Origin of the sequence: Streptomyces spirodelae, assembly GCF_017676385.1 — a bacterium.
Lineage (GTDB): Bacteria > Actinomycetota > Actinomycetes > Streptomycetales > Streptomycetaceae > Streptomyces > Streptomyces spirodelae.
In genome coordinates, this window is record NZ_JAFFZN010000013.1 from 87,380 (window position 1) to 112,286 (window position 24,907).

The 24,907-nt window shown below is 70.9% G+C and carries 23 protein-coding genes, 2 tRNA genes and 1 pseudogene; 9 read left to right on the forward strand and 17 right to left on the reverse strand.

Annotation, left to right across the window (positions count from 1 at the left end; all coding sequences use genetic code 11):
- Positions 1-88 precede the first annotated feature (88 nt).
- Positions 89-1,045 (forward strand): ribonucleotide-diphosphate reductase subunit beta, encoded by a 957-nt coding sequence (locus JW592_RS15890; RefSeq protein ID WP_229376166.1) that lies wholly within the window; start codon positions 89-91, stop codon positions 1,043-1,045.
- Between the two features lie 6 nt (positions 1,046-1,051).
- Here the strand turns inward: JW592_RS15890 and def are convergent, their stop codons facing one another.
- The 8 genes and pseudogenes from def to JW592_RS15930 form a co-directional block, all read right to left on the reverse strand.
- Positions 1,052-1,696, reverse strand: coding sequence for a peptide deformylase (def, locus tag JW592_RS15895; protein WP_209265824.1), 645 nt, complete (start codon positions 1,694-1,696; stop codon positions 1,052-1,054).
- A gap of 128 nt (positions 1,697-1,824) precedes the next feature.
- Entirely contained in the window at positions 1,825-2,826 is a 1,002-nt protein-coding gene (locus JW592_RS15900) for a tetratricopeptide repeat protein (RefSeq protein ID WP_209265730.1), read from the reverse strand.
- 174 nt (positions 2,827-3,000) lie between these two features.
- Positions 3,001-4,245, reverse strand: coding sequence for an HD-GYP domain-containing protein (locus tag JW592_RS15905; protein ID WP_209265731.1), 1,245 nt, complete (start codon positions 4,243-4,245; stop codon positions 3,001-3,003).
- Positions 4,242-5,024, reverse strand: a pseudogene (locus tag JW592_RS15910) (HD-GYP domain-containing protein); the annotation flags it as partial. The pseudogene JW592_RS15910 and the gene JW592_RS15905, both read right to left, overlap by 4 nt.
- A gap of 307 nt (positions 5,025-5,331) precedes the next feature.
- Entirely contained in the window at positions 5,332-5,724 is a 393-nt protein-coding gene (gene rsrA / locus JW592_RS15915; RefSeq protein ID WP_209265733.1) for a mycothiol system anti-sigma-R factor, read from the reverse strand.
- The gene (locus JW592_RS15920; RefSeq protein WP_209265825.1) at positions 5,721-6,392 is read right to left on the reverse strand and encodes a sigma-70 family RNA polymerase sigma factor; all 672 of its coding nucleotides are present in this window, start codon (positions 6,390-6,392) and stop codon (positions 5,721-5,723) included. The genes rsrA and JW592_RS15920 overlap by 4 nt, the downstream gene beginning before the upstream one ends.
- Before the next feature lie 370 nt (positions 6,393-6,762).
- Positions 6,763-7,422, reverse strand: a complete 660-nt coding sequence (locus JW592_RS15925) for an alpha/beta hydrolase family protein (RefSeq protein WP_209265734.1) — start codon at positions 7,420-7,422, stop codon at positions 6,763-6,765.
- 145 nt (positions 7,423-7,567) lie between these two features.
- On the reverse strand, positions 7,568-8,413 hold the full coding sequence (locus tag JW592_RS15930) for an SOS response-associated peptidase (RefSeq protein ID WP_209265735.1): 846 nt from the start codon (positions 8,411-8,413) through the stop codon (positions 7,568-7,570).
- Positions 8,414-8,510: 97 nt separating this feature from the next.
- Between JW592_RS15930 and JW592_RS15935 the strand changes: the two genes are divergently transcribed.
- From JW592_RS15935 to JW592_RS15950, 4 genes are all read left to right on the forward strand, one after another.
- Entirely contained in the window at positions 8,511-9,269 is a 759-nt protein-coding gene (locus JW592_RS15935) for a M50 family metallopeptidase (protein ID WP_209265736.1), read from the forward strand.
- Between the two features lie 72 nt (positions 9,270-9,341).
- Positions 9,342-10,766 (forward strand): 3-phosphoshikimate 1-carboxyvinyltransferase, encoded by a 1,425-nt coding sequence (gene aroA / locus JW592_RS15940; RefSeq protein WP_209265737.1) that lies wholly within the window; start codon positions 9,342-9,344, stop codon positions 10,764-10,766.
- A 13-nt stretch (positions 10,767-10,779) separates the two neighbouring features.
- Positions 10,780-11,799, forward strand: coding sequence for a ribosome small subunit-dependent GTPase A (gene rsgA / locus JW592_RS15945; RefSeq protein ID WP_209265738.1), 1,020 nt, complete (start codon positions 10,780-10,782; stop codon positions 11,797-11,799).
- A 91-nt stretch (positions 11,800-11,890) separates the two neighbouring features.
- Positions 11,891-12,214 carry a DMT family transporter gene (locus tag JW592_RS15950; protein ID WP_209265739.1) on the forward strand — a complete coding sequence of 108 codons (324 nt, stop codon included), beginning with the start codon at positions 11,891-11,893 and terminating at the stop codon, positions 12,212-12,214.
- Positions 12,215-12,248: 34 nt separating this feature from the next.
- Here the strand turns inward: JW592_RS15950 and JW592_RS15955 are convergent, their stop codons facing one another.
- Entirely contained in the window at positions 12,249-12,839 is a 591-nt protein-coding gene (locus tag JW592_RS15955; RefSeq protein ID WP_209265740.1) for a TetR/AcrR family transcriptional regulator, read from the reverse strand.
- A gap of 126 nt (positions 12,840-12,965) precedes the next feature.
- Between JW592_RS15955 and hisN the strand changes: the two genes are divergently transcribed.
- Both hisN and JW592_RS15965 read left to right on the forward strand, forming a co-directional pair.
- The gene (hisN, locus tag JW592_RS15960; RefSeq protein WP_209265741.1) at positions 12,966-13,760 is read left to right on the forward strand and encodes a histidinol-phosphatase; all 795 of its coding nucleotides are present in this window, start codon (positions 12,966-12,968) and stop codon (positions 13,758-13,760) included.
- Positions 13,761-13,924: 164 nt separating this feature from the next.
- Positions 13,925-14,323, forward strand: coding sequence for a CBS domain-containing protein (locus tag JW592_RS15965; RefSeq protein WP_209265742.1), 399 nt, complete (start codon positions 13,925-13,927; stop codon positions 14,321-14,323).
- Between the two features lie 110 nt (positions 14,324-14,433).
- On the opposite strand, the gene JW592_RS15970 is transcribed toward JW592_RS15965, so the two are convergent.
- Entirely contained in the window at positions 14,434-15,870 is a 1,437-nt protein-coding gene (locus JW592_RS15970) for a catalase (RefSeq protein ID WP_209265826.1), read from the reverse strand.
- Positions 15,871-16,051: 181 nt separating this feature from the next.
- Between JW592_RS15970 and JW592_RS15975 the strand changes: the two genes are divergently transcribed.
- Positions 16,052-16,468, forward strand: coding sequence for a Fur family transcriptional regulator (locus tag JW592_RS15975; RefSeq protein ID WP_209265743.1), 417 nt, complete (start codon positions 16,052-16,054; stop codon positions 16,466-16,468).
- A 211-nt stretch (positions 16,469-16,679) separates the two neighbouring features.
- Here the strand turns inward: JW592_RS15975 and JW592_RS15980 are convergent.
- From JW592_RS15980 to JW592_RS15995, 4 genes are all read right to left on the reverse strand, one after another.
- A tRNA-Met gene (locus tag JW592_RS15980) sits at positions 16,680-16,753 on the reverse strand.
- Between the two features lie 81 nt (positions 16,754-16,834).
- Positions 16,835-18,724 (reverse strand): tetratricopeptide repeat protein, encoded by a 1,890-nt coding sequence (locus tag JW592_RS15985; protein WP_372446514.1) that lies wholly within the window; start codon positions 18,722-18,724, stop codon positions 16,835-16,837.
- A 178-nt stretch (positions 18,725-18,902) separates the two neighbouring features.
- Positions 18,903-18,976 (reverse strand) — tRNA-Met (locus tag JW592_RS15990).
- 47 nt (positions 18,977-19,023) lie between these two features.
- A complete protein-coding gene (locus tag JW592_RS15995; RefSeq protein ID WP_229376168.1) occupies positions 19,024-21,948 on the reverse strand; it encodes a UPF0182 family membrane protein in 2,925 nt (974 codons plus the stop codon).
- Between the two features lie 162 nt (positions 21,949-22,110).
- Between JW592_RS15995 and JW592_RS16000 the strand changes: the two genes are divergently transcribed.
- A complete protein-coding gene (locus tag JW592_RS16000) occupies positions 22,111-22,677 on the forward strand; it encodes a PPA1309 family protein (protein ID WP_209265746.1) in 567 nt (188 codons plus the stop codon).
- Positions 22,678-22,709: 32 nt separating this feature from the next.
- On the opposite strand, the gene JW592_RS16005 is transcribed toward JW592_RS16000, so the two are convergent.
- The 3 genes from JW592_RS16005 to JW592_RS16015 all read right to left on the reverse strand — a co-directional run bounded on the left by JW592_RS16005 (position 22,710) and on the right by JW592_RS16015 (position 24,857).
- Positions 22,710-23,825 carry a YlbL family protein gene (locus JW592_RS16005; protein ID WP_209265747.1) on the reverse strand — a complete coding sequence of 372 codons (1,116 nt, stop codon included), beginning with the start codon at positions 23,823-23,825 and terminating at the stop codon, positions 22,710-22,712.
- A gap of 25 nt (positions 23,826-23,850) precedes the next feature.
- Positions 23,851-24,144: a hypothetical protein gene (locus JW592_RS16010; RefSeq protein ID WP_209265748.1), complete on the reverse strand. Its 294-nt coding sequence runs from the start codon at positions 24,142-24,144 to the stop codon at positions 23,851-23,853.
- Between the two features lie 215 nt (positions 24,145-24,359).
- Complete coding sequence (locus tag JW592_RS16015; RefSeq protein WP_229376135.1) at positions 24,360-24,857, reverse strand: molybdenum cofactor biosynthesis protein MoaE; 498 nt, start codon at positions 24,855-24,857, stop codon at positions 24,360-24,362.
- Between the last annotated feature and the right edge of the window lie 50 nt (positions 24,858-24,907).

Below are 24,907 nucleotides of genomic sequence, written 5' to 3' on the forward strand. Positions count from 1 at the left end.
CCACCACCCCTCACCGTCGGCGCTTCGCGCCGGTACCTCTCGCCCGAAGAACCTGCTCGACCCCGGCTTCGAGCTGACCCTGCGCCCGATGCGCTACCCGCACTTCTACGAGCGCTACCGGGACGCCATCAAGAACACCTGGACCGTGGAGGAGGTCGACCTCCACTCCGACGTCGCGGATCTGGCCAAGCTCACCGCGGGCGAGCAGCACATGATCAGCCGGCTGGTGGCCTTCTTCGCCACCGGCGACTCGATCGTCGCCAACAACCTGGTGCTGACGCTCTACAAGCACATCAACTCGCCCGAGGCGCGGCTGTATCTCTCCCGGCAGCTGTTCGAGGAGGCCGTGCACGTCCAGTTCTATCTGACCCTGCTGGACACCTATCTGCCCGACCACGAGGAGCGGGCCGCCGCGTTCGCGGCCGTGGAGAACATTCCCTCCATCCGGGAGAAGGCCCAGTTCTGCTTCCGCTGGATGGACGCTGTCGAGACCGTCGACAAGCTGGACTCCAGGGCCGAGCGGCGCCGTTTCCTGCTCAATCTGATCTGCTTCGCGGCCTGCATCGAGGGCCTGTTCTTCTACGGCGCGTTCGCCTACGTCTACTGGTTCCGCTCACGCGGCCTGCTGCACGGGCTGGCCACCGGCACCAACTGGGTCTTCCGCGACGAGTCGATGCACATGTCGTTCGCCTTCGACGTGGTCGACACCGTGCGGGAGGAGGAGCCGGAACTCTTCGACACGGAGTTGGCCGAGCAGGTCACGGCGATGCTGGAGGAGGCCGTCGAGGCGGAGCTCCAGTTCGCGCGCGACTTGTGCGGGGAGGGGCTGCCCGGCATGAACACCGAGTCCATGCGCGAGTACCTCCAGGCCGTCGCCGACGAGCGGCTCCGCCGCCTGGGCTTCCCGGAGCGGTACGGCTCCAGCAACCCCTTCTCGTTCATGGAGCTCCAGAACGTCCAGGAGCTCACCAACTTCTTCGAACGGCGCGCCTCGGCGTACCAGGTCGCCGTGGAGGGCTCGGTCTCCCTCGACGACGACTTCTGACCCGGACTACTCGTTCGGCACCGTTTCGTAGCGGGGCGTGCTCTCGGCCATCTGCCGGAGCACGTCCTTGCGCTCGCGCTTGGAGAGCCGGTCGATGTACAGGTACCCGTGCAGGTGGTCGGTCTCGTGCTGGAGGCACCGGGCGAAGTAGCCCGTGCCCCGCACCGCGATCGGCTTGCCCTGCGCGTCCTGACCGCGCACCACCGCGTAGTCGGGCCGCGCCAGCTGGTGGTAGGCGCCGGGCACGGACAGGCAGCCCTCGCTGCCGTCGTCCAGCACGCGCTGTTCGGCGGGGAGCTGTTCGAGCACCGGGTTGCACACGACACCCACGTGCCGTACGCCCTCGTCGTCGTAGCAGTCGTAGACGAAGACCTTCAGGTCGACGCCGATCTGGTTGGCTGCGATGCCGACACCCTCGGCGGCGCGCTGGCTGGCGAACATGTCGTCGATCAGCTTGGCCAGCTCGTCGTCGAACTCGGTCACGTCCTTGCACTCCCGGTGCAGCACCGGGTTGCCGACGACGGTGACGGGCCGTGCCGTGCCCCGCGCGGTGTGGGCCTCCTCGCGGGCTGCCGCGTCCGTCACGTCGTCGACGAACCCGCCCTCGGCCGTAGCGGCCGACTCGGCCGTCGTTTCCTGCTGCTGCGCCATGCCGTCGTACGCCTTCCTGCGACCCATAAGACCGTGAGAGCAAAGATCCGCCGGTGAACCGGCCGAGCACCGTACGGCCGCGTACCGTAAGGACTCGCCCTACAGGGTACGGGCACGCCGGGCGCCGCTCAGCAGACCTCCTCCAGATCCCGCCACTCACGGGTGTCGGGGCTGTCGGCGACCCAGCCGTCCAGCAGCCCGCGCACCAGTGCGGCGGGCGCCGCCAGGCCGCACTCCCGCTCGGGCACCCACAGCTCGCCGGGGCCGCCCTGTGTCATATGGCCCAGCGGCCCGGGGTGGCCGGGTGAACTGTGGTCGTGCGGGTCCAGATGCACCGTCCCGTCGCCCTCGTCGGCGGGCATGGCGCTCTCGGAGCAGGCACGGCACAGCAGCCGCACGGAGGAGGACCAGTCCTCGGCGGCGAACCCGGCGTCGGCCGCGAGCCGCTCCAGCGCGTCCCGGTCGCTCTCGGTGGCGGCTTCCAGCAGCACCACCCAGGTGGGCACGGGCGAGGGCGCCCACAGCTCGATCTCGTCGAAGACGGGGTAGGAGGGCCCGGCCGCCGTGGTGCGCTCACCGTGCGGTACGCCGTCGTGCAGGACGACCTCGCCCCAGCGGCGCCCCGAGGACGGCAGCGGGATGCTCTGGATCTCCATCCGGGCCGGGTCGATGCGGCGGCCCCAGACGACCTCGGCCTCGCCCTCCGGGGAGAGCCGTACGGCGGCGCTGCCCAGCTGCATGCCGGAGGGTTCCTCGGCCGCCGCCGCGCCGTGCGAGTGACCGGGCACGTGCAGCCCGTATGCCTGCCAGGCCCGGCGCGCCAGCGGCCAGTCCTGGAGCGCGGTGGCCGCGATGCCGACGTTCCACCAGTCGGGCGCCCCGGTCTCGCGGTCCAGCAGCGCCACGGCGCGCAGGCCCGCTGTACGCGCCTGCTCCCAGTCGTGCCGGAACTTGTGCAGCAGCGCGAGGTTGAACCAGGACTCCGAGAGCCACGGCTCCAGATCGGCGGCACGGGTGAGCAGAGCGCCCGCGTCCTCGTAGCGCCCGTCGCCGATGAGCGTGAACGCACGGTCCGTCGCCTGCCGCCACGAGGCGGAGGGACGGTGCCGCACCTTGCCGAAGATCCTCACTTTGCTCCCGCCGATCCCGCCGTTCCGCCTGTCCTGAGGCCCGGCTCGCCGCCCGGCCTGCTGTCTGCCGATGGGGTTTTGCGGACCGGCCGCCACGCGCCGGTCCTCGCCTGTCGCGGTTCCCCCCTTCGCATCCAACCATGCCCGCTCGGGTGCCCGCTCATTACCCGTGCGTCAGACGTCCGCAGCCCGTGCCACTACCCGTGACAGGGCCTCCACCACACGTGGTTCGTGGTCACGCGCGGTCGTTGTGCGCAGCGTGTGCAGGGCCTCCTGGCGCGCCGCGCTGCCCGTGCTGTGACTGCCCGCGAGGAGGTCGTCGTACGCGCCTACGGTACGGACCACACGCGCGGTCACCGACTGTTCGCGGTACGGATCGGCCTGTGCTTCCACGGCGGACGCCACCCGCCAGCGGACGCCCGCCTGCCGGAGGACCGCGCCGCCGAGCAGGGCGATACGGCGCTGTCTGCCGGGCTCCAGCGCGGTGGTGGCACCGCCGGGTACCGGGTCGGCCAGCGAGAGCTGCCCCACGTCATGGGTGAGCGCCGCGTACTCCAGCGCGGTGAGTTCCCCTCCTGTCAGGCCCAGCTCGCGCCCCACCGCGCGGCTGAGCTCGGCTACTCGGCGCGCATGCCCGTACGGGGTACAGCCGGCCACTTCGGGGGCCCGTGCGAGGGAGTCGAGGGTGGGCCGGTGGGTCGCCCGTACGGAGGCGCGGCGGCGGAGCGCGAACTGGATGACGAGCAGCGGCGCACAGCACAGCAGCAGCGCCCACAGCCCGGCTACGGCGACCGCCAGCGCGAGGAGCACGGCGGTGGCGGCCAGCGCGGGTACGGTGACGAGCCGGGCCGTCAACTCGGCCCGCAGCGCCCGCCCGTGTGCGTCGGTGGCGGCGGCGAGCAGCGCGTCGAGGCAGCCGACGAGCAGCGCCAGAGCCAGCAGACAGCAGGTGAACAGCGCGCCCGGTTCGACGGCGCAGCCCAACCAGCCGTCCCCGTACAGCGGTTGACCGCACAGGGCGGCGAAGCCGACGCCGAGCGCCAGCCGCGCCGGGGCCTGGGGCGGTGGCGCCTGGCCCAGTGCCACATGCGGGGTCAGTCCGACGAGGGAGCCGACGAGCGCCACCGTGACGGCCTGTGCCGGTCCGTGCACGGTCGGGGTGTCGCCCACCTGGCCGCACAGCGCGTAACCGAGCGCGCCGGCGCCGGACAGCAGCCCGGTGGTGCGCGGGCCGCCCACGCGCGCCTCGGGCAGCCGCACCCGGGCCAACTCCCCTACGGCGACGACGAGTCCGAAGGCCAGCGCGATGCCGGGCTGGGTCACTCCCTGCCACAGGGTGATACACAGGGCGCCGCCCGACACCAGCGCGGCCGCACCGTAGGCGGCGGCGACGAGCCGGGTGGCCGTCCGCCGCCTCATACCGCGACGCCGCTGCCGGTCCGCGCCCCGGCCCCCTCAGCCGCCGCGTGGGCCGTGTGAGGCACCACCGGGACCCCGGGCTGCCGGTGCCCGGCCGGGTCGGGGACGTCGGCGAACGGCCAGCCGTGGCGGCGCAGCGCACGGGTGAGGGCCGCGACCATCCGGGGGTCGAACTGCGTGCCCGAGCACCTCTCCAGCTCCTCCAGCGCCGCGGCGACGGGCCTGCCGGGGCGGTAGCAGCGGGTGGAGGTCATGGCGTCGAACGCGTCGGCGACGGCCACGATCCGTGCCGCCTCCGGGATCTGCTCGCCGGCCAGCCCCCGGGGGTAGCCGGTGCCGTCCACCCGCTCATGGTGGTGGAGGACGGCCGCGCGGGCCTCGCCGAGGAAGTCGAGCCCGCGCACGATCTCGGCCCCGTGCTCGGGGTGCCGTTCCATCACGCGGCGCTCGGCCGGCGTGAGGGGCCCCGCCTTGCGCAACAGCCGTGCGGGGACGCCGAGTTTGCCGATGTCGTGCAGGACGCCCGCGCAGCGCAGCGTCTCGGTCCGCTCCTCGTCCAGGCCCAGCTCGCGGGCGATCAGCGCCGCCGCGTAGCCGACCCTCTCGCCGTGGCCGCGGGTGTAGCGGTCCTTGAGCTGCACGGCCTGGGACAGCGCCTGTACGGCCGCCTGCCGGGCCGCGTGTTCGGGGCGGTACTGCCGCAGGCCCCACCAGCCGAGCCACAGGGGCCCGAGCGCGGGCAGCGCGGCGAGCGGCCCGTACGCGCTGCGCCACAGGACCACCGCCACCGGCACCGTCAGTACGCACGCCAGGGCGAACGCGACCCGGCTGTCCTCCGGCTGTCCCACCGGTCCTGCTGTCCGTGCGGTGACCGGGCCCGCGGGATCGCCCGGTTCCGCTGTGCGCCTCGTGAGCCGCATCGCGAGTCTCCTCCCCACCTCTCACATGGCGGGGAGACTAGGAGCGGGACGGCTGCCGGTCGGCGGCCTTGGGGCGCGTTCCCCCGTTCGGGACGGCAGGTGCTCACCCGAAGGAGGGAGAAAGAGCGGAACCGCTGGCGCTGCCGTGCAGGTGTGAACAGGTGGGTCAGGCGGGGTTCTTGTCGTCCTCGGAGCCGACGGCGTCGACGGTCTCCTTCCCGGCGGCGGGACGGGTGTCCTCCCCGGAGGCAGAACGGAGCTCCTCGCCCTGGGCGGTGTCCCCTTCCCCGGGGCCCTGGCCCTGGCCCTGGCGGATCACCTCGATCCGGCCCATGACCTTGGCCCTCAGGTCGGACGGGACGTCGTCGTGCCCGCAGCAGCGCTTGACGAGCTTCTTCACCTCGCGCTCGAGCCCGTACTTCTCGAAGCAGGGCGAGCACTCGTCGAAGTGCTCCTTGAACTTGGCGCAGTCGCCGTCGGGCATCTCCTGGTCGAGGTACTCGTAGAGGTGGTCGAGGACCTCGGAGCAGTCCGTCTCGTGCGGCTCTCCGCAACTCATGAGCCCGAGCCTTTCCGGTCTTGCGACCCGTCCGCCGGGGCACCGGCCGGGACCAGGCCGCGCTCTTGCGCGTAGCCTTCCAGCATCTCCCGAAGCTGGCGCCGCCCACGGTGCAGACGGGACATCACCGTACCGATGGGTGTCCCCATGATGTCGGCGATCTCCTTGTACGCAAAACCCTCCACATCGGCGAGGTAGACCGCGATGCGGAACTCCTCGGGGATGGCCTGGAGCGCTTCCTTCACATCGGAGTCCGGCAGGTGGTCGAGCGCCTGCGCCTCGGCCGAGCGCAGCCCGGTCGACATGTGCGACTCGGCGCGCGCGAGCTGCCAGTCCTCGATCTCCTCCGCGGCGCTGCGCTGGGGCTCACGCTGCTTCTTGCGGTAGGAGTTGATGAAGGTGTTCGTCAGGATGCGGTACAGCCACGCCTTGAGGTTGGTGCCCTCCCGGAACTGGTGGAAGGACGCGTACGCCTTCGCGTAGGTCTCCTGCACCAGGTCCTCCGCGTCGGCCGGGTTCCGCGTCATGCGCAGCGCGGCGGAATACATCTGGTCGAGGAACGCCAGCGCGTCCCGCTCGAAGCGCGCACTGCGCTGTTCCACGGTTTCCGACGCCTGTGACTCCTGCGGTGCGCTTGAGCCGCCTTCGGTCCCGGTGACCGGACCCACCTCCTCCAACGTCGCGGCGAGCCCGAACGAAGACCCGCTCGAATCGGAGAATAGACGACGATCGCCGCCGCCCGCCGCTTGAATCTTCGCGCCTGAGGCCAGCGCCATCGTGGCCCAGTCCAGGTCAGCGGCCCGCGGACGCTGGGGGCAAGCGACAGAACCCATCTGGGCGGCTCCCTTTCCTTCGCATGGAGAGGTGTGGCTGTTTTCTCACGTCCGGCTCCGGTAGCGGATCACCCGTGGGGGATCGTCTCCGCTTCCGCAGCCGGATACCCCGTGCAACCACCGGCGCCCGCCGATCATTCCCGGCCCGGCAGGTCGTTTTCTGCGCCCCGCGGTCCGCTGTCCCGCAGCACTCGGTCCTGGCCCCTCAGCCACCGGCCCCGGCGGCGATCCAGCGGATGACGGCGCCGGTGACCACCCCCATGGCCTCCTCCTCGGTCAGCTCGGCCGACTTCGGCAGCGCGAAGCCGTGATCGGCGTACGCCACCTCCACCAGCTCCGTTCCGTCCGGGAACTCCTCGGGTCGCCCGAACGGGTCACGTTCGCCCTGCACCACCAGCACCGGCGGCCGCGCGCCGGTCAGCTCCTCGGCGCGCGACTTCTCCGGCTTGCCCGGCGGGTGCAGCGGGAACGACAGCGCGAGCACCGCCCGCGCGCCCAGCTCTCCCGCCGTACGGCATGCGACGCGGGCGCCCGCACTGCGGCCCCCCGCGATCACCGGCAGCCCGGCGCGGGTGAGCGCCGGCCACAGGGCGCGCCATGCGGTGTCCAGCGTCCGCGGGGCCGGGGCGACCTTCTTCCCTGCCACCCGCCAGGGCTGCTCGACCAGCGCCACGCTGACGCCCTCGGCGGGCAGCGCGGCGGCCAGCGCCCGCAGGTCCCGGGCCTCGATCCCGCCGCCCGCGCCGTGGCCGAGGGCCAGCACGGTGTGCGCCTTCGGCGCACGGTGCCAGGTGATGCGGGCCTCACCCACGGGGGTGGCGACCCGCTCGGCCTGTACTTCCTGTTTGCTCTTGCGCGCAGTCATGGCCGCATGGTGCCAGGCGCTGCGCGCGCTTTCGCCGCACCTTGTCCTGCCGTGCCGGGAGGGGCTGCCCCTGTCTGCCCGACGCGGACTGCGGGCTCGTCGTGGCCGCTCGCGCAGTTCCCCGCGCCCCTCCGGGCGCGTGTGTTCAGAAGAGGGTTTCTTCTTCCGGAGCCGACAGCTCCTTCAGCAGGTGGGGGCCGTTGTTGCGGACGTTGCTGACGTCCGTGGAGACGGGGTGGGCCCGCATGAGGCCGGTAGGCGGTGGCGTGAGCAGCTCGCGGAGCGACTCCGTGTCCGTCCGTGAGGGGTCCAGCCAGGCGTCCCAGCGGTCGGGGGTGAGCATCAGCGGCATCCGGGGGTGGATGTCGGCCAGCGAGCGGGGGCCGCCCTCGGCGAGCTGGTCGGCGTTGGCCAGCGGCGTCGTCTCCGCCTCCGTGGTGATCACCGTGCAGGTGGCCCACCACGCCTGGGGGTGGTCGTCGGGCAGTGTCTTGTCCCGCCAGAACTCGTACAGCCCGGCCATCGCCATCACCGGCTGTTCCCCGTCGGAGCCGCCCGGCGCTGTCGGCGCGATGAAGTACGGCTGCTTACGGGGCCGCTTGCGCTTGCCCTCCTGTTCGAGCTTCAGCTCACCTTGTGCGGTGACCCACTCGTAGTAGCCGTCGGCGGGCAGCAGACAGCGCCGCACGACGAAGGGCCGGCGGTAGGCGGGCTTCTCGTGCACCGTCTCTGCCCGGGCGTTGATCATCTTGACGCCCATGTCGGGTGACTTGGCCCACCCCGGCACCAGACCCCATTTGAGCGTCCGCAGCTGCCGTACGGGCCGCGGGTCGTCGCTGCCCTTGAGAGGGCGGTCGAGCACCGCGTGCACCTGTTTGGTGGGTGCGACGTTCCAGTCCGGCGCCAGCGCCTCCGCTGGCTCCCACGCCTCCACCTCGAACAGCCGGACCAGATCCTCGGCCCCCCGGCTCGCTGCATACCGTCCGCACATGCCTGCAAGACTGCCACGGCACGCCGGGCCGTCGCCGTGCGTTGACGGGACACGGAGGGAACGCGGCCCCGGAGCACCTGAGGAGAACACCCCGAACATGGACAACGCGAGCATCACGGACGTCTGGGACCGGGTCGTGGGCAGTCAGCCGGACCCCGAGCAGTGGCTGGTGCTGGTCACCGGTCTCGTCGCACTGCTCGCGGTGGCCCCGCACGGGGTGTGGCGGATATCGCGGAACGCGGTCACCATCGCGCACGAGGGCGGGCACGGGCTCATAGCCCTGGTCACCGGGCGGCGGCTGGACGGCATCCGGCTGCACTCGGACACCTCGGGCCTGACGGTCTCGCGCGGCAAGCCGCACGGGCTGGGCATGGTGCTGACCGCCGCCGCGGGGTACACCGCTCCCCCGCTGCTGGGCCTGGGCGGCGCGTGGCTGCTGGCGGCCAACCACATCACCGCGCTGCTGTGGGGCGCCACGGCGCTGCTGGTCGCCATGCTGGTGATGATCCGCAACGCCTACGGGGTGCTGACCGTCGTCCTGGCCGGCGGTGCGTTCCTGCTCGTCTCGTGGCTGACGGACCCCGAGGTGCAGGCGGCGTTCGCCTATGTGGTGGTGTGGTTCCTGCTGCTGGGCGGGGTGCGGCCGGTCTTCGAACTCCAGGGCAAGCGGCGGCGCCAGGGCGTACGCGGTGGAGCGTTCCGGTCCGGTGGCGCGATGCGGCCCGGCATGCCGGACTCGGACGCCGACCAGCTCGCCCGGCTCACCCACCTCCCCGCCGCCGCGTGGCTGTTCCTCTTCCACGCGGTGGCGCTGTGCTCCCTCCTCGGTGGCGGACGCTGGCTGCTCGGACTGTGAGCAGGGCGCTCGCGGCACGGAACGGTGCCTGAGGCCGCCGGGCGGCCGAGCCCCAGCCATTACAGTGGCCCCATGACCGACCAGCACACCAGCACCGCAGACTCCGCACTCTGGCCCGCTCCCACGGCGCCGGGCCGCATCGAGGCGACCGTCACCGTGCCCGGGTCCAAGTCGGTCACCAACCGGGCGCTGGTGCTGGCCGCGCTCTCCTCCGAGCCCGGCTGGCTGCGCCGCCCGCTGCGCTCCCGCGACACCCTGCTGATGGCCGGCGCGCTGCGCACCATGGGCGTACAGATCGAGGAGACGGTCTCCTCCGCCTCCGCTGCCATCCCGGCCGAGGGCGAGCGCCCCGCCGGTGGGCGGCCCGGCGGCGAGGCGTGGCGGGTGATCCCGACCGCGCTGCGCGGCCCGGCCACAGTGGACGTCGGCAACGCGGGCACGGTGATGCGCTTCCTGCCCCCGCTGGCGGCGCTGGCCCAGGGCCCGATCCGGTTCGACGGCGATCCGCGCTCCTACGAGCGCCCGCTGCACGGCGTCATCGACGCGCTGCGCGCCCTGGGCGCGCGCGTGGAGGACGAGGGCCGCGGAGCGCTGCCGATGACCGTGCACGGCAACGGCTCGCTGGCGGGCGGCACGGTGGAGATCGACGCCTCCTCCTCCAGCCAGTTCGTCAGCGCGCTGCTGCTGTCGGGTCCTGGCTTCAACCAGGGTGTCGAGGTCCGCCACACCGGCCGCACCCTGCCGTCCATGCCGCACATCCGGATGACGGTGGACATGCTGCGTGCCGCGGGCGCCCAGGTGGACGCGCCCGAGGACGGCGGAGCGGCGAACGTGTGGCGGGTGACGCCGGGCGCGCTGCTCGGCCGCGATCTGACGATCGAGCCGGACCTGTCCAACGCGCAGCCCTTCCTCGCCGCCGCGCTGGTGACCGGCGGCCGGGTCACCGTCCCGGACTGGCCCGAGCACACCACGCAGCCCGGTGACGCGCTGCGGGAGATCTTCACGGCCATGGGCGGCTCCTGCGTGCTGGACGAGCGGGGCCTCACCTTCACCGGCAGCGGCCGTATCCACGGCATCGACATCGACCTGGGCGAGGTCGGCGAACTGACGCCGGGCATCGCCGCTGTGGCCGCGCTCGCGGAGGGCGAGAGCGTGCTGCGCGGCGTCGCCCATCTGCGGCTGCACGAGACGGACCGGCTGGCCGCGCTGGTGAAGGAGATCAACGGCCTGGGCGGCGACGTCACCGAGACCGAGGACGGTCTGCGCATCCGGCCCCGTAGGCTGCACGGCGGTGTCTTCCACACCTACGACGACCACCGGCTGGCCACCGCGGGCGCGGTGCTCGGCCTGGCTGTCGAGGGCGTCGAGGTGGAGAACGTCGCGACGACGTACAAGACGCTGCCCGACTTCACCCGGATGTGGGGCGACATGCTCGGCGTCCCGGCAGGAGCCGGGGCCGGTTCCGGGACCGGTGCCGGGGCCGGAGAGAGAGCCTGAGAGGGCGCCCGGGATGCGCCGCTACGGCAAGCACACCGACGAGGACGACATCCGGGTCCGTCCCTCCCGCCGGGGCACCCGCCCGCGTACGCACACCCGCCCCAAGCACGAGGACGCGGCAGAGGGCTTCGTACTGACCGTCGACCGTGGCCGGCTGACGTGTCTGGTCGAGGGCCGCACGGTCACCGCGATGAAGGCGCGCGAACTCGGCCGCAAGGCCGTGGTGGTGGGTGACCGGGTGGCTGTCGTCGGCGACCTGTCGGGTGCCAAGGACACCCTCGCGCGCATCGTGCGGGTGGAGGAGCGCACTTCGGTGCTGCGCAGGACGGCGGACGACAACGACCCCTACGAGCGCGTCATCGTGGCCAACGCCGACCAGCTCGCCGTCGTCACGGCGCTGGCCGACCCAGAGCCCCGCCCACGGCTGATCGACCGCTGCCTGGTCGCCGCGTTCGACGCGGGCCTCGAGCCGCTGCTGGTGCTCACCAAGTCGGACCTGGCCTCGGCCGAACCGCTGCTGGAGACCTACGCGCCGCTGGGGGTGCGCTATGTCGTCACCAGCCGGGACGACTTCGCCGACGGCGAGGGCGTCGAGGCGGTCCGCGAGCTGATGCGCGGTCAGCTCACCGTATGCGTGGGGCACAGCGGCGTCGGCAAGACGACGCTGGTCAACGCGCTGGTGCCGGAGCGTCGGCGGGCCACAGGTGTGGTGAACGCGGTCACCGGGCGCGGCCGGCACACCACGACCTCGGCGCTGGCGCTCCCCCTGCCGCCCTCCACCGTCGGGGAGGACGGCTGGGTCATCGACACCCCCGGGGTGCGCTCCTTCGGCCTCAACCACATTCAGCTCTCGCGCGTCATCCACGCGTTCCCCGACCTGGAGGCGGGCGCGGAGCACTGCCCGCGCGCGTGCAGCCACAACGAGCCGGACTGCGCGCTGGACCAGTGGGTCGCCGACGGGCACGCCGACCCTGCCCGACTGCACTCGCTGCGCCGCCTGCTGGCGACGCGGGAGAGGCGGGAAGGGGACTGATCGCTTCCGCCCGGCCACCGCTGCATACTGGTTCGCCTGCGCTTGACCTTGTCCCAGAGGGCCCCGACGGGAGCGACGAGAGGAAGAGCACATGGCGTGGCTGCTGGTGATAGTCGCCGGGTTGCTGGAGACCGGCTTCGCCGTGTGTCTGAAGCTCTCCCACGGCTTCACCAGACTCTGGCCCACGATCGCGTTCTGCGCCTTCGCACTGGGCAGCTTCGGCCTGCTGACACTCTCGCTGAAGCGGCTGGACGTCGGTCCCGCGTACGCGGTGTGGACGGGCATCGGTGCCGCGGGTACGGCGATCTACGGCATGGTCTTCATGGGCGACGTGGTCTCCGCGCTGAAGCTGATCTCCATCACCCTGGTGATCGTCGGAGTGATGGGCCTCCAACTGTCGGGCAGCGCGCACTGACGGGGCACGTCCGCAGCCCCCGTGCCGGGTGCGCCTAACGAGAGAGCAACGCGCGGACGACCTCGTCCACGCGGCCGCAGGGCTCCTGGTCGTCGGAACCCTGCGCGGGGGCGACGACGTACGAGAGAGCGACCCGTAACCCCACCTCGTACGCCCTCTCCACATCCCGCCGTTCAAAGGCGCTCGGCGGCCCGCCCACAGGCACCCGGTGGGCGCGGTCCAACCCGTCCACCACCCGGCTCCGCAGCGCGGCGGCGAGCCTCCCGGGCTCTCCCGGGGGCGAGGGCACCAGCGCTCCGAAGCACCCGGTGAGCGCCGCCCGCACAATGGGTTCCGCCCGGGCAGTCCGCAGGACCCACCGAGCGGCGGCCGCACAGCACCCGGCGGCATCGCTCCCACTGCGGCGGGCCTCCGCCGCGGTGCGCCCCGCGCCGTCCAGGAAGTCCTCCAGTACCCGCTCGACGAGCGCGGCGCCCAGCCCTTCCTTGCTGCCGAACTCGTTGTAGAGCGTCTGGCGCGACACCCCGGCGGCCGCCGCGACATCGACCATCCGTACGACCGTCCAGGGCTGTGACCGCACCGCCACATGGGCGGCGTCCAGCAGGGTCTCGCGTGCAGTAGGCATCGTCGCCTCCCCAGACCGGCAGCCCGGTGTGCGGCACAGAATTGACGCACCGCCAAGAGGTGTCAATACACGGCGCACGCGCATGGCCGTGTGGCCGGGGGTTTCGTCGCTCGATACTGTTCGGCCATGCTGGACTATCACGATGATCTGCGTCTCGCCCATGTACTGGCCGACGCCGCCGACGCCGCGACCATGGAGCGGTTCAAGGCTCTCGATCTGAAGGTCGAGACCAAGCCGGACATGACGCCGGTGAGCGAGGCCGACAAGGCGGCCGAGGAGCTGATCCGCACCTCGCTCCAGCGCACCCGTCCGCGTGACGCGGTGCTGGGCGAGGAGTTCGGCACCGAGGGTCACGGGCCGCGCCGCTGGGTGATCGATCCGATCGACGGTACGAAGAACTATGTGCGCGGAGTCCCCGTGTGGGCGACGCTCATCGCCCTGATGGAGATGGGCGAGGGCGGTGACCGGCCGGTGGTCGGTGTCGTCTCGGCGCCCGCGCTCAACCGCCGCTGGTGGGCGGCGAAGGGCTCGGGTGCCTACAGCGGCCGCAGCCTGTCGAAGGCCACCCGGCTGGAGGTGTCCAAGGTGGCCGAGGTGCGGGATGCCTCGTTCGCCTACTCCTCGCTGCACGGCTGGGAGGAGCGCGGCATGCTGGGTGGCTTCATGGATCTGACCCGGGACTGCTGGCGGACCCGCGGCTACGGCGATTTCTGGCCTTACATGATGGTCGCCGAGGGCTCGGTGGACATGTGCGCGGAGCCGGAGCTGTCGCTGTGGGACATGGCCGCCAGCGCGGTCATCGTCGAGGAGGCGGGCGGTACCTTCACCGGGCTCGACGGGAATCCCGGGCCGCACAGCGGCAACGCGGCGGCCTCGAACGGGCTGTTGCACGAGACGCTGCTGAGCTATTTGACGGCCTGATCCGATCGGCTGCGGCCACTCGTCCAGGTGCTCCGTACAACGGTCCTTGTTGTGACCTCCGACACATGTGAACATGAGAATCCGCTCGCTTGTGTCCTTGTGAACCACTTCTCGAGCTGCGTTCCGCGCCCGGGAAGCCGTTCCGCCAAGGAGGTAGCACCCTCATGCCCGAACACGTCCACCACGCCATGAGCACCGTGGTCCTCACCATCGGCCCAGCGCACACCCTCCGTCAGGCAGCACAACTGATGTCGGCCCGCCGGGTCGGCGCCGCAGTCGTCCTCGACCCCGACACCAGCGGGCTCGGCATCCTGACCGAGCGCGACATCCTCGACTCCCTCGGCGCGGGCCAGGACCCGGATCGGGAGCGGGCACACGACCACACCACCACCGACGTCGTCTTCGCCACGCCGGACTGGACGCTGGACGCGGCGGCCCAGGCCATGACGCGCGGCGGCTTCCGCCATCTGATCGTGCTCGACGGACCGGAGCCGGTGGGCGTCCTGTCCGTACGCGACATCGTCCGCAACTGGTCCAACGCCCAGGTCCCGGCCACCCTCTGAGACGCCGAAACCCGGGCCCCGAAGGGGCGCGGCGAAGCCGCACACGCGCACCGGAGGGACCGGAGCCCCATGGCGTCCGGTCCCTCCGGTCTCGTACGGCGAGCGGTCGGTCAGCCGCGCAGGGCCTGGACCGCGGCCTCCAGCCGCTTGCCGTAGTCGGGGTCCGCCTTGCGGAAGTTCGCGATCGCGCGCTGAAGGATGTCGTCCCGGGAGACACCCGCCATGGCGTTCGCCAGGTTGTCGATCAGCCGCGCCTTCTCGTCCTCCGTCATCAGCCGGTAGAGGTTCCCGGCCTGGACGAAGTCGTCGTCCTCGGCGTGCGAGGGTGCCGGGTGGTCCTCGGTGGTGCCGCTGACCGGCAGCGGCTGCCACAGCGGACGGCCGGTCTGGGCCGGCGCGCCGAAGCTGTTCGGCTCGTAGTTCTTCGCCCCGCCGTGCCGGCCGTCGTACATCACGCCGTCCCGGCCGTAGCTGCGAGCCTGCGTTGCCTTCGGCTCGTTCACCGGCAGCAGGTCGGCGTTGATGCCGACGCGGTAGCGGTGCGCGTCACCGTAGGCGAAGAGGCGGCCCTGGAGCATCTTGTCGGGCGAGGGCCCGATGCCCGGCACGAAGTGGTGCGGGGAGAAGATCGACTGCTCGACCTCGGCGAAGATGTTCCGCGGGTTGCGGTTGAGCTCCAGCTTGCCGAACCACTGGACCGGGTAGTCGGCGTGCGGCCACACCTTGGTCAGGTCGAACGGGTTGAACCGGTAGTTCGCCGCCTCGGCAGCGGGCATGATCTGCACGCCCACGGTCCAGGTCGGGTACTCGCCCCGCTCGATGGCCTCGCGCAGGTCACGCTGGTGGCTGTCGGGTTCCTTGCCGGCCAGCTCCCCGGCCTCGGCGGCCGTGAGGTTCTTGATGCCCTGGTCGGTCTTGAAGTGGTACTTGACCCAGAAGACCTCGCCGGCCTCGTTGGTCCACTGGAAGGTGTGGGAGCCGAAGCCGTCCATGTGACGGTAGGAGGCGGGGATGCCCCGGTCTCCGAAGAGCCAGGTCACCTGGTGGGTCGACTCGGGTGACAGGCCCCAGAAGTCCCAGACGTTGTCCGGCTCCTGGGAGCCGGTGTACGGGTCGCGCTTCTGGGTGTGGATGAAGTCGGGGAACTTGAGGGCGTCCTTGATGAAGAACACCGGGGTGTTGTTGCCGACGAGGTCGTAGTTGCCCTCTTCGGTGTAGAACTTCAGCGCGAAGCCGCGGGGATCGCGCACCGCGTCGGCGGCCCCGAGGTTGCCGGCCACCGTGGAGAAGCGCAGGAAGACCTCGGTCTCCTTGCCGATCTCGGAGAGGAACTTCGCCCGGGTGCAACCGGTCACATCCGCGGTGACGGTGAACTTTCCGTACGCGCCCGCGCCCCGGGCGTGCACGATGCGCTCCGGGATGCGCTCGCGGTTGAAGTGGGCCAGCTTCTCCAGCAGGTGCTGGTCCTGAACGAGCACGGGGCCACCCGCGCCGGCGGTCTGGCTGTTCTGGTTGTCCGCGACCGGAGCGCCGGCTTCCGTTGTCATGGGTCCGGTCGTCTCGTCCTGCACGGTCACGTGCGCCTCCTGTGCATCACATCTGTCCTGTACGCCAACCACCCGCAACACTACATTGGACTTTGTCTAAGTCAAGAAGAGGCCGAAACCCATACGGGTTCCGTACTCGTACGGGTTCTGTGCATGGACACACCACTGCTAAGCTGGACCCATGAGTGACCTGCTGGAACGGCTCCGCGATCGCGGTTGGCGGCTCACCGCACAGCGGCGAGTCGTCGCCGAGGTACTCGACGGTGACCATGTGCACTACACGGCCGACGAGGTCCACGCCCGCGCGGCGGACCGCCTGCCGGAGATCGCCCGTGCGACGGTCTACAACACGCTGAGCGAGCTGGTCGCCCTCGGCGAAGTGCTGGAAGTCAGCACCGACGGCCGCGCCAAGCGCTACGACCCGAACGCGCGCCACACCCACCAGCATCTGGTCTGCTCCCGCTGCGGGACGATCCGGGACGTCCACCCGACGGGCGACCCGCTGGCGGCCCTGCCGGAGAACGAGCGCTACGGCTTCGCCATCGCCGAGGCCACCGTCACCTACCGGGGCGTCTGCCCGAACTGCAGCGGCTCCTGAGCCGCCGCCGGCCTCCGGCGGAACCGGAAAGGCCCGCACCCCCTGCACCGGGTGTGGGCCTTTCGCCGTACTACCTTCGCAGCGCTGTCGGCCCTTTCGCCGTGCTGCGGACTCTTTCGCTGCCGCTCGGCTGCGGTCCTGCCGATCGGCAACTCTCCTGCCGAGACACGACGAAGGCCCGGATTCGAAAATCCGAGCCTTCGTCATTCAGTAGCGGGGACAGGATTTGAACCTGCGACCTCTGGGTTATGAGCCCAGCGAGCTACCGAGCTGCTCCACCCCGCGCCGTTGTGTGCACAACTTTAACGCGCGTCGACGACCAGCGCAAATCGAGGTCGCAGGGGCGGGTGGGGCAGCGGTCGAGACCTACGCCGTCAGTTCCGAGCGGAGCGCGTCGCGGAGCTTGGCGGCACGCTCGGCCACCTCGACCGGCCCCAGCTCCACGGCGCGGGCGCACCAGAACTGTCCCTCGTCCAGTTCGCCGCGGCGGGCGCTGATCAGGGCCAGCCGAAGCGCCGCCCTGCCGTGCCCCGCCTCGGCGGCACGGGTCCACCACAGGGCCGCCTCCGGCTCGCTGCCCTCGCGGGCCAGCAGCAGCCCCAGGTTGAACGCACCGTTCGGGCTGCCCGCCTCGGCTGCGGCGCGGTACCAGCGTGCGGCGTCGACGACCTCTCCACGCGCCGCCGCGCACATCCCCAGCCGCACCTGTGCGCGGCGGTGGCCGTGCTCTGCCGCGCGCTCGTACCACTCCTCGTACTCGGGTCTGGCGCCGTCCGGGCGGCCGAGCCCGTGCTCCGAGCCCAGCTCGCCGGTGCCGCGCCGGGTGACCCGCTCCAGGAGCGCGCCCAGCCGGAAAGCGCCCTCGACGCTGCCGCCGCCCGCGGCGCAGCGCAGGTGCCGCTCCGCGGTGTGCAGTTCGCCCTCACGCAGCAGCGCGATGCCGACCTGCAGCGCGGCCTCCGCGTGGCCGGACGCTGCCGCGCGCTCGTACCACGCGCGCGCCGTGCGCTCGTTGCCTCGCCCCGCGTGCAGGATGCCGAGGTTGAAGGCGGCGTCCACGCTGCCCGCCTCGGCAGCCTTGGAGAACCACGGCTCGGCGCCCTGGGTGTCCCCGCGCTGCAGCAGCAGCACGGCAAGCGCGTTGGCGGCCTCCCGGTGCCCCGCGTAGGCGGCACGGCGGTACCACTGCTCGGCCTGGGCCGTGCGGCCCTGAGCGGCGCACAGCAGCCCCAGGTTGAAGGCACCGTTGTCGCAGCCCGCCTCCAGCGCGACGCGGTACCACCGCTCGGCGGCCTGCCGCTCGCCGCGGTCGGCGTGCAGCGCCCCCAGCGCGTTGGCCGCGTTGCCGTCACCGTTCTCGGCGGCGCGGCGCCACCACACGGCGGCGCTCTCCTCGTCGCCCGCGTCCCGCAGCAGGAAGCCCAGCGCGCAGGCGGCCCGCGCCTCACCGTCCTTGGCGGAGGTCAGGTACCACCGTCCGGCCTCCTTGAGTTCGCCGCGGCGCTCCAGGATGGCGCCGAGGCGCAGCGCCGCCCTGCGGTGACCGCGGGCTGCCGCCTGGCGGTACCAACGCTCGGCCTCCTCCTCGGCCTCGCGTCGGGCGGCGGTGCCGGACTCCCCTTTGCCGTCCGGCTCCTGGCCGCGCGCGCTCACCAACTGCGCGACGCGGTACGCGGCTTCTCGGTGTCCGCGCTCGGCCGCGGCCCGGAACCACTCCTCGGCTCCGTCCTCGCCGTGGTGCTCCAGCAGGTCGGCGAGCGCGTAGGCGCCCAGCGCGTGGCCGGACTCGGCGGACTGGCGCAGCCAGTAGTGGGCGGCCGGTTCGTCGCCGCGCTCCCGGTGGTAGCGGCCCAACGCGTGGGCAGCGGCCGCCGAGCCGGCGACGGCGGCGGTACGCCACCATCCTGCGGCCTCTTCCGGGTATCCCCGCTGATGCAGCAGCACCCCGAGGTTGTTGGCGGCCGCCCGGTCCCCCGCGGCGGTGGCGGCACGCAGATGCGGCTCGGCACCGTCCAGATCCCCCCGGCGCAGCAGTTGGGCGCCCAGCACGCTGTCGGCAGCGGCCTTGTCCGCCGTCGCCTTCGTGCTCATGTCCGCCGTTGTCCGTCCGACTGCCGGCATCCTTTCGACTGCTGCGGTCTTCGTGGCTGCTGCGGTCTGCGCTGTGAGCTGCGCTGCGCTCTGCTCGGTGTGCTCCTCCGTACTCAGGCCCGGACCGGGACGTACCGGGTCCGTCAGCCTTGCTTTCTCCCCCATAGGCTCCATCGTCGCACCACCTGCAACCCGCGTACACCTCGTATACCGCAGCCAGTGAGGTCACTTCAGAGGTTTGTCGACTTCCCGACGTAGAGATACTCCAAACCCCTGGGCCCGGTTGTCCCCCGCACAAGCGAAGAGGCCCGGAGTCTGTTGACTCCGAGCCTCTTCCCTTTAGTAGCGGGGACAGGATTTGAACCTGCGACCTCTGGGTTATGAGCCCAGCGAGCTACCGAGCTGCTCCACCCCGCGCCGTTGTGTGTACAACTCTACACCACGTCGCGGGGTGGTCTGACCCGCTACCCGTCGCCGCCGGACTCGTTCTTGTCCGAGGAGCCGTTCTTGCCGCCCGACCCGCTGCCCGCTCCGGCCTTCTGCTCGGCCTCGGCAGCCTTGCGCAGCGCCTCCTCCAGCGCGTCCTGCTGCTTGCCGTACTCCTCCCAGTCGCCCTTCTCGCGGGCCTTCTCGCTCTTGTCCCACGCGGACTGGGCGTCCTGCAGGGCCTCCTTGACCGAGGAGTCGGACGGCGTCTTCTCCTTGTCCTGATCCTGGTCCCCCGGCCCGGTCCGCTCACCGCCCTCGTCCCGGCCCTCGGTGTCGAAGACCTTGTTGAGCGCCTGGTCGAGACTGTCCTCGAAGGCGATGCGCTCGTTGTAGGCGACGAGCACCTTGCGCATCCGTGGGTAGTTGGTACCGGCACCGCGGACGTAGACCGGTTCCACGTAGAGCAGTCCGCCCTCCAGTGGCACGGTCAGCAGATTGCCGTACTCGACCTCGGAGTCACCCCTTTTGAGGATGTTGATCTTGTCCGCGATCACCGGATCGGAGTTGAACTTGCTCTGCACCTGCGAGGGGCCGGCCACCGTCGTGTTGGGCGGCAGTCTCAGGATTCTGATCTTCCCGTAGTCGCCACTGCGCGCTTCCGCGTCCACGGCCATGAAGGCACCCAGCGTCTCGCGCTTGTTCGGGTTGAACGTCGTCGTGAGCTGGAACTGCTGGGACTTCTGGTCCGGCATCTTCATGCTCAGGTAGTACGGCGGCACCGCGTTGCCCTTGTGCGTCGGGTCGTCCGGTACCTGCCAGCGCTCACTGCCGCTGTAGAACTGCGACGGCGAGGTCACGTGGTAGGTCTGGAGCAGATCCCGCTGCACCTTGAACAGGTCCTGCGGGTAGCGCAGGTGATCCATCAGATCGCCGCTGATGGCGCTCTTGGGCTTCACCGTGTCGGGGAACGCCTTCATCCACGTCTTCAGCACCGGGTCCTTCTTGTCCCACTGGTACATGTCGACCTTGCCGGTGTAGGCGTCCACCGTCGCCTTGACCGAGTTGCGGATGTAGTTGACGCGGTTCTGCTGCGCGACCACCGAACGCTGCCCGTCCGTCAGCGAGTCCTGCGTGGTGTCACCCAGGGTCGTACGCGACGAGTAGGGGTAGCCGTTGGAGGTGGTGTAGGCGTCGACGATCCACTTGATGCGGCCGTCGACGACCGCAGGGTACGGGTCACCGTCGATGGTCAGCCAGGGTGCGACCGCCTCGACACGCTCCTTGGGGGTGCGGTTGTACAGAATCCGCGAACCCTCGCCGATCGCCCCCGAGTAGAGGATCTGCGGCTCGTTGAAGTTGACCGCGTAGGCGGCCCGGTTGACCGGGTTGGAGAGGTTGACGCCGCTGTCGGCCTTGTAGGTGTAGGTCTTCTCCCCGTTGTCGTCGGCGTAGTCGAGCTCCTTCTGCGGCCCGCCGACGATGGAGTACTGCGTCGTCTTCTCGCCGTAGTAGATCCGGCCCTGGTACTTGCCCAGGTTGCCCTCGGGCGGCAGGTCCTTCTCGGTGAAGGCCGGGGAGCCGTCCTTGTCCACGGAGGTGCCCTTGGCGGCGACCATCCCGAAGCCGTGCGTGTACTTGAAGTGCTCGTTGATCCAGTTCTTCTCCGGGATACCGCTGGTGTTGATCTCCCGGAGGCCGACGACGGTGTCCTGCTCCTTGCCGTCCTGCTTGTAGCGGTCCACATCCAGCGTCGCCGGGAACTGGTAGTACCCGCGCACCTGCTGCTTCTGCTGGAAGGTCGGGGAGACGACGTTCGGGTCCAGCAGGCGCATGCTCGCGGTGGTGTCGGCCGCGTCCCTGAGCTTTTCGTTGTCCGCCTTGCTGGTGCCCGAGTAGTCGCGCACCTCGGAGTCGTCGATGTCGTACGCCTTGCGCGTCGCCTCGATGTTCTTCTTGATGTACGGCGTCTCCTTGGCCTGCTCGTTCGGCGCGACCTGGAACTTCTGCACCAGCGCCGGGTAGAGCCCGCCGATGAGGATGGCCGAGAGCACCATCAGACCGAAGCCGATCACCGGGAGCTGCCAGGTGCGCCGCCAGATGGTGGCGAAGAACAGCAGCGCACAGATGATGGCGATGATGAACAGGATCGTCTTCGCCGGCAGGTAGGCATTGGCGTCGACGTACTTGAGGCCCGTCCAGCTGTCGGTCGACTTGAAGTCACCCGACTTGACCGCCAGCCCGTACCTGTCCAGCCAGTAGGCCACCGCCTTCAGCGCCACGAAGAGGCCCAGCAGCACCGACAGGTGGCCGGTCGCCTGCGCCGTCGCCCGTGCGCCCGGGGTCGTCACCCGCAGCCCGCCGTAGAGGTAGTGCACCAGCGCGGCGGCCAGCAGCGAGAGGATCGCCGCCGCGAAGCCGAAGCTCAGCAGGAAGCGGTAGAAGGGCAGGTCGAAGGCGTAGAACGAGATGTCCTTGTGGAACTGCGGATCCTTGGAGCCGAACGGGACACCGTTCACCCACATCAGCCAGGTGCGCCACTGGCCCGCGGCGGAGGCACCGGAGATCAGCCCGACCAGGGCGGTGATCCCCAGCAGCACCCACTTCTTGTAGGGGGCCAGCGCCATGCGGTAGCGGTCGAGGCTCTGCTGCTCCAGTGACATGGCGCTCAGCGGCGGACGCAGCCGGTGGGCCAGCCAGATGTTGAAGCCGACGGCCACAGCCATCAGCAGACCGAAGACCGCGAACAAGCCGGTCTTCGTCCAGAGAGTCTTGGTGAAGACCGAGCTGTAGTCGACGGAGCGATACCACAGCCAGTCCGTCCAGAACCCGGAGAACATGACGAAGAGCATCGCCAGAACGACCAGCACGCCCGCTGTCATCAACAGCGTCCGGGCACGCCGGGAGGGCCGGCCCACTCTGATCCGTGGCCCGGAGGGGCCCCCTGAGCCCCGGTCCGGCATCTGGAAAGCCAAGGTGCGCACCTCAAAGATTCGCAGTTTATGAAGCGATGAAGCTGGGCCCGCATCGTAAGGCCCATCTAGGCAACTTACTCAAGCTTTACCCAGTTCCCGTTTCCGGGGTCCGAGTCAGGATTTCCGGAGCGGAGACGGCACGATATGGGCATGGACAACCTCTCTTCCGAGGGCACACCCCTCGCCTCCGGCCCGCTGACCCGCGCGGTACTGGAGATCGACGAGTACGCCTCCGGGCTCGGCTGGGACCAGCCCGCGCGGCTCTTCGCCCTGGTGAACACCGAACGGCTGCGGACGCAGGAGCCGGGCCTGGCGGGTCAGCTCGGCCTCGACCAGCAGGCGCCCGGGGAGGGGGGAACCTCCTTCACCCCCGTCGAGCAGGACGAGATCCCCTCAAGCACGCCGCTGGACGAATTCCTGGGCACCATCGCCTGGCCCGAGGCCGTCGACGGCTGCGCGGTCACCGTGGAGCGGCTGATGCTGCCGCCGTCGGCCGAGGCCACCGTGCCGGACGACCTGGACGAGGAGCAGCTGGCCCGCTGGGTCGCCGAGCACCCGGAGCGCAGCGAGGTACGGATGACGGTGGCCGTCCTGCGGGACGGTGAGCGGGAGTCGGCGCTACGGCTGCGGGAGAAGGACTCCCCCACCGAGGTGCTCACCGGCGCCGACCTGGTGCCCGGCCTGGCGGAGGCACTGGCCGCCACGTTCGAGGAGTAGATACGTCGCCCCTGGCGGGCGGGGAGAGCCGCTCAGTGCGCCTTGCACTGGGTGAGCTCGTCCGTCCTGCCGGTGCGGATCTTCTTCAGGGAGCCGAGCGCGTCCTTGATGGAGGAGGTCTTCACCAGGGTCAGACCGTCGGGCTTGTCCGCGGCGGCCGCGGCACAGTTGCCCGCGGGGGTGAGGAAGTACCGGGCACCCTTGTTGCGCGCTCCCACGGTCTTCATCTGGATGCCGCCGATCTCGCCGACCCTTCCCTGGTCGTCGATGGTGCCGGTGCCGGCGACGAACTTCCCGCCGGTCAGGTCGGTGCGAGTGAGCTTGTCGACGATGCCCAGCGCGAACATCAGCCCGGCGCTGGGACCGCCGATGTCGGCGAGCTTGATGTCGATGTCGAACGGGAAGGTGTGCCCGACCGCCGGCTGGATGCCCACGACCGCGCGACCGTCGTCGGGGGCCTTCCTGGTGCCGACGGTGACCTTCTTCGCGTCGTCGGCGGGCGGCTTCTTGCCCTGCTTCTGGGCGGCCTTCGCCTTGGCCGCCGGGATCACCGTGAAGGTGACCTTCTCGCCCGGCTTGTGCTGCGTCACCACCTTGCCGACGCCCTCCGCCTTGCTGACCGGGATGCCGTCGACCGCCGTGATGACGTCTCCGGCGTGCAGCCGGTGGTGGGCGGGCGCGCCCTTCTCGACGGAGCCGACGATGACATGGGTGGAGAAGGGGATGTGGAGCTCCCGGAGCGCGGCGGCCTTGGCGCTCTCCTGTGAGGCGGAGAACTCCTCGGCGTTCTCCTGGTCGACCTCCTTGGCCGACTTGTCGTCCGGGTAGAGCGTCTCGTGCGGGACGACCAGGCTGTCGTGCCGCACCCAGCCGGACAGCGCCCCGAAGAGCGTCATCCGGTACTCGGAGCCGGTGACGCGGACGGTCGTCATGTTCAGATGCCCGGAGGTGTCGTACTCCTTCGGCCGGCCCTTGCGACCAGGTTTCTGTTCGACGCTGAGCACGGGATCGCCGTCGTGCGAACCCAGGGTGTTCACCGTCGGGCCCGGCGACATCTCGGCGTAGGGCACATTGAGCAGTGCTCCGACGCAGAACATCGTTATGAGCAGCAGCGCAGAGGTAAGCAGGGTCGCGGTGCGGCGAGGCATGGCACGACAGTACGGGAAGGGTCTGTCAGCCTGCTTCCCGGGCCGGTCCGTCCGGGGAGGCGGGGGCCGAAGCGCCTACGGAGGCGAGCTCGGCTTCCCGCCGCCGGCCGCTGCGCCACCGGGCGCCCCGGCGGGCTCGGGCCCCGTCCGCGCCGTCGTCCTCGGCGCTGGAGCGTTCCATGGCGGCACGGAACCGCTCGTATCCGGCGACGCCCACGGCGTCGGGTGTCTTGGCACGGCGCCGTCCGACCCAGCTCCCCCACAGGCTCGCGGCAACAGCGGCGACCAACGGAATCAGCAACCAGGCGAGAGCCGCCATCTGGAACCTCCCGACCCCTCGTAGGTGCCTCCCGGGCACACGGCCCGGCGACCGGCAGACCGGCCGATGAGCAGATTAACCGTCGGTGTCTCAACGGTCCGGTCCGCGCACCGGTTACGCAACCGGAGCGAGCCGCACCCGGCTGCGCGGCCGCCGTCAGTCGAACGGCTCCGGGTGGTCGAGGGTTCCGCTGGGGTCCGAAGGGCCGGTGCGGGCTAGACGCCCACCCACTCCTCGGTGCCGTCCGAGAACGTCTGGTGCTTCCAGATCGGGACCTCGTGCTTGAGGTCGTCGATGAGCTTGCGGCAGGCGTCGAACGCCTCGGCGCGGTGCGGACAGGAGACGGCGACCACCACGGCCAGGTCCCCCACCTCCAGATCGCCGATCCGGTGTACGGCGGCCAGGGCGCGCACCGGGTGTTCTGCGACGACTTTCTCGGCTACGCGGCGCAGCTCGGCCTCGGCACTGGGGTGCGAGGAATAGCCCAGACGGGCGACATCGGTGCCGCCGTCGTGGTTGCGGACAGTGCCGACGAACAGGGCCGTACCACCCGCCGCCCGGTCGCCGACCGCGGCGAAGACCTCGTCCACGGACAGCGGCGCCTCACGGATCTCCAGCAGGCGGACGGGGTCCTCGGCCCCCTGCTCGCCCGGGTGGTCGGAGTGGTTGCCCTGGCGGCCCGCGCCATCGGCAGCGTCGTACGTCTGTGCCATGCCGGTCATGCTGCCCTACCTGCCCCGAATCCGGAACACCTGTCCGCTGC